The sequence below is a fragment of the Streptomyces sp. FH025 genome, from assembly GCF_017427025.1.
GTDB lineage: Bacteria > Actinomycetota > Actinomycetes > Streptomycetales > Streptomycetaceae > Kitasatospora.
In genome coordinates this window covers 1-4542 of sequence record NZ_JAFLNG010000630.1, presented here as the reverse complement: position 1 = coordinate 4542, position 4542 = coordinate 1, and the positions used below count along the sequence as shown (strand labels likewise).

4 protein-coding genes are annotated in these 4542 nt (G+C 74.5%); 1 reads left to right on the top strand and 3 read right to left on the bottom strand.

Going from position 1 to position 4542, the window contains the following annotated elements:
- Positions 1-475, top strand: a 475-nt coding sequence (locus J0670_RS30935; protein WP_243437771.1) for an N-acetyltransferase, incomplete at its 5' end; no start/stop codon positions are given.
- A gap of 19 nt (positions 476-494) precedes the next feature.
- Here J0670_RS30935 and J0670_RS30930 read toward each other — a convergent pair.
- The 3 genes from J0670_RS30930 to J0670_RS30920 all read right to left on the bottom strand — a co-directional run.
- On the bottom strand, positions 495-2189 hold the full coding sequence (locus tag J0670_RS30930) for a glycosyltransferase family 39 protein (RefSeq protein ID WP_207815121.1): 1695 nt from the start codon (positions 2187-2189) through the stop codon (positions 495-497).
- 135 nt (positions 2190-2324) lie between these two features.
- Positions 2325-3686, bottom strand: a complete 1362-nt coding sequence (locus J0670_RS30925; protein ID WP_207815119.1) for a LamG domain-containing protein — start codon at positions 3684-3686, stop codon at positions 2325-2327.
- Between the two features lie 93 nt (positions 3687-3779).
- Positions 3780-4542, bottom strand: a 763-nt coding sequence (locus J0670_RS30920; RefSeq protein ID WP_207815118.1) for a ricin-type beta-trefoil lectin domain protein, incomplete at its 5' end; no start/stop codon positions are given.

Here is a 4542-nt window from a genome sequence, read left to right as displayed (position 1 = left end):
CGCCCTCCCCCGCGACCTCGAAGACGCCGGCCTGATCACCGTCGAGGCCTTCGTCGGCGACGGCTACACCTCGGCCACGAGCGGCTACGTCGAGCTGCTCCGCGACGCCGAGCGCCGCTCCCGGGAGGCCGAGCTCCTGGTCGCCGTCGACGCGGCCGACGAACGGGTCCTCGGCTGCGTGACCTTCGCGCTCGGCGGCACCGAGTGGGCCGACATCGCCACCGAGGGGGAGGGCGAGATACGGATGCTCGCCACCGCCGCCGCCTCCCGCGGCCGGGGCGTCGGCGAGGCGCTGGTGCGCGCCTCGATCGCCCGCAGCCGCGAACTGGGCCTGGCCGGCATGGCGTTCTCGACCCGCCCGGAGATGACCGCCGCCCACCGGGTGTACGAGCGGGTCGGCTTCCGGCGCACCCCCGAGCGCGACTGGGCGCCGTACCCGGGGATGGACCTGATGGTCTACACCATGGCGTTCTGAGCGGCGTTCCGAGCCCCGGTCACTTCCGCTTGTCGTACCCGGGGGCCACGTAGACGGTGTAGCGGCCGTGCTTGCCGCTGGTCACCACCGTGGCCACCCGGTACCCGGCGGCCTTCAGCGTCGGCTGGATCGCCTTGTCGATGGCGGCGGTCTGGGTGAAGTCCAGGACCACCACCTTCCACTCGTGCGCCTCGATCCCGGCCTGGATGGCGGGCACCCCGTTCTGCATCTCGCCGGTGGCCGGATCCCGGCGGAACACCGCCACCAGGTCGTGCCACTGCTGCCAGTTGCTCTGCTCGCGCAGGTAGTACGCCGGGACGTTGTAGTTCTCCACCAGGTACCGGTCGTCGCCCTTGACGACGTACGGCTCCAGCGCGGCGACGAACTCCTTCGAGTTCGACCACTCGCCGAACATCTCCCGGCCCTGCGCCGCGCCCTCCCAGGCCAGCGGGCCGACCACCAGCACGGCCGCCAGGATCCCGGCCGTGACGTGGAAGCGCCCCTTCAGCCACAGCACCGCGCGGGCCAGGATCGCACCCACCACGATGCAGGAGAACCAGGCGCCGAAGTCGACGTGCTTCTGCAGCGACAGCCAGGTGTGGATGCGGATCTGGTTCACCGGCGCCAGCAGGCCCGCCACCAGCAGCAGCGCGGCCAGCCAGAACTCCGTCCAGGCTGCGCCGCCGCGCCGGCGCGCCCGCACCAGCTGCGCCAGCACCCCGAGCAGCGCCACCAGCAGCAGCGGGCCGACCCAGCGGGCCGCCTCACCCGCCACGTACGAGTAGGCGTCGTGGCCCGGGGCGCGCTTGAGCGTCGTGTGATTGAAGCCGTTGACGTAGCGCGAGCCGGCCGCCAGGGCCGCCGCGCCGACCGCCAGCACGAAGGTCAGCAGGACCAGCAGCCCGCGCCGCCAGCGCTCCCAGGAGCGCACCGAGCCGCCCGGCCCGGCCAGCACCGCGATGCCGCACACCACCGGCACCCACAGCAGCGCGGCGTACTTGGTGGCGCCGGCCAGCGCCAGCAGCAGCCCGGAGCCCACCAGGCTCGGGTAGCCGCCACCGGTGGTCAGCCGCACCGCCAGGTACCCGGCCCAGGCCAGGATCGCCAGCGCCATCGCGTCGTAGGTGGCCAGCCCGCCCAGGAACTGGGTCGGGCCGAGCGCCGCGAAGGCCGCCGCCGCGCAGAACGCCGCGAGCGAGCCGTGCAGCCGCCGGGTGGCCAGGTGGACGGCCACCGTCGCGGAGAGCATGAACGCCAGGCTCAGCAGCCGGGCCGCGTTCAGCCCGCCGGCGAAGTCGGCCAGCGCGACGACCACCGGGTAGATCAGCGGGGAGCCGGAGAAGAAGGTCTCGTACGTCGACACCGGGCTGCCGTGCCGCAGGTGCGCGATCTCCTGGTAGCCCGCGTAGATGTAGGTGCCCTCGTCGATGAAGGCGGTGTTGCTGAGGATCAGGTGGTACGAGAGCGCGCCCTGGACCAGCAGCACCGCCAGCAGCGGCAGCCAGTCGGCCCGCAGCGCCGGGCGGGGCGGGTGCGGCACCCGGGGCAGCCCGGGCCGGCGGCGGCGCCGGTCGGCGGCCGGGTACGGCTGCGGCGCCGCCGGGCGGTCACGCTCGCCCAGGCCCACACCGCCGGGCCCCGGCCGGGCCCCGGCGGCGCCCAGCACGGGCTTGCGGGTGGACTCGGGCCGGATCCAGCGACCGTCCGCGCTCATCAGTACTGCTCCTCATATCTGGGACTGCGCGCCGGACGCGCCGCCCCGGTGGGGCGGACGGTCCGGGGTGCGCTTCGGCCGCCACCCCCACAGTGCCGGGGCGGCGGCCGGACGTTCACGAGAGCCGGAGTCGGCTCAGCCGTTGAGCCAGGCTCCGGTCGGCGGGACGGACGGCGGCGAGCTCGGGCCCGCCACGATCTTGACGATGTCGGCCTCCGACAGCACCTGGCCCCAGGTCTGGATGTCGGCCACGGCACCGTGCCACGGGTCGGCCCACGCCGAGTTGGAGCTCAGCCGCCCGACCTGGAGGGTGTTGTTGCCGCTGGGCTGCACCCCGGCCGACTTGGCCGAGGACTGCGGGGCGCCGTTGACGTACAGGGTGAGCTGGCCCGACGGGTCGTCGTACACCCCGGTCAGCAGCACCCACTGGTTGACCGTCGCGTCGGCCTTGGACCACGCGATCGCCGAACCGCCGCCCGGCACCTGGACCTTGAAGTACCACTGGTCGTGCCCGTTGTTGTTCGCCCGGCCCAGCGCGTACGAGTAGTACTGCCCGTCGCCCTGGCTGACGGCGCTGCGGTTGCCGTTGGGCAGGTCGACCAGCACCCGCGCGGAGACGGTGAAGCTCTTGCTCGTGTCGACGACCTGGGTGGCGGTCGAGGCGAAGGAGTCCGGGCCGCTGGGCAGTTTGAGGACCTGCCCGGTGAAGCCGGTCATCGTCCCCGGCTTGGCGTCGCCGCCCAGGTTCAGCGCCGGGCCCTTCTTGGCCGGCAGGGTGCCGACGGTCGGCGGGCTGTCGATGCCCTTGACCGGCGGGGCGCTCGCCGACGAGGACGGGCCGTTCGACGTGGAGACCGTCGGGCTCGCCGGGTCGTGCGCGACCACGGTCGGCTTGTCGTCCTTCTTGTACAGCCAGAAGCCCGCACCGGCCGCGGCCACGACCACCACCGCGGTGGCCGCGCCGATCAGCTTGAGCCGGCGGCCGCGCTTGGCGGCCTTCTCGTTCCGCTCGGCCAGCGCCTCCCAGTCCGGCGTGCTCGCGGAGGAGGCCGGCGGCGGGAAGCCGGGCTGCTGCTGCCACTGCGGCGGCTGCTGTGCCTGCTGCGGGAAGGGCTGCGGTTGCGGTTGCGGCTGAGGCTGCGCCTGCTGAGGGAAGGGCTGCGCCTGTGCCTGCTGCGGGAACGGCTGCGGCGCCACCGGGCCCGGCTGCACCGGCTGGGGCGCCACCGGACCGGGCTGCACCGGCCCCGGCACCACGGGAGCGGCCCCGCCGGGCTGCGGCACCGGCGGCACCGGCTGCGAGGACGAACGGGGCGTCGGCTGCGGGGGCTGGCCAGGCACGCCGGGCGGCGGCCCGAAGCCGGTCGCGGGGCCGAAGGCACCACTCGGAGACTGCGGTGGCACACCGGTCGCCGGAGCGGTCCCCCCGGCCGGTGCCTGCTGCTGCGGCGGGTACGGCTGACCCGGCTCGCCACTCGGTACCGGTCGATCGCTCATGGCCGGAATGCTAGGGCATTCGCCGGGCCACGCCCATGGGGGGTGCGCGGACGAAACGTCAGCACGGCCGTGGCCGCGCACGCCCGGGGTGGTTCAGGAGAGCCCGTTGTACGGCAGCTTCCAGCGCTGCGAGACCGTGTCGGCACACGGGCGCAGCTGCGCCGCCGTACCGTCCGCGAGCGCCCCGCCCGCGGTGCCCAGGCACAGCCCCGAATCCTGGTGCACCAGCCGCTGCCCGGTGGGCACCCAGCGCTGCCCGGAGCCACCGGTGCACGGGGCCAGCGTCACCGAGGCCCGGTCGGCGCCGGGCGCCAGGCAGGCCGCGCCGCCGCGCAGCGAACCGTCGTTGCCCACCGTCCAGTTGGTGGACACGCCCGGGTCGCCGCAGGAGCCGACCGCCACCGGGGTGCCGGCCTGCCCGCCGCCGCCGTGCCGCAGGCAGATCCCCGGCGCCCCGGCCGGGACCTCGCCGACCGGCAGGCCGACCCGGTTGTGGAAGGCGAAGGACTCGCTGCGCAGGCCGGTGCCGCCGCTCCACACCTCGAAGCCCGCCTGCACCCGGCACAGGTAGGAGCCCTTGGGCACGTAGCCGCGGGCCATCGCGTCGGCGGTGAACAGCCGCAGGTTCAGGCCCCGGGTGGTGTGGGTCGGCGTGGTGCGCACGTAGCTGATCACGCTGTGCGGGCCGGTGATCGGCGCCTGGAACACGTTGTACGCGGCGTCCCCGAACGGCTGGGCGTCCGTCACCTTCTCCCCGGCCGGGCGGATGTTGTCGGTGGCGTCCAGCCAGATCATCACCTCGGCGCTCTCGCCGGGCAGGCAGTTGTCCGGGCTGGAGCCGTACCAGAGGTCGAAG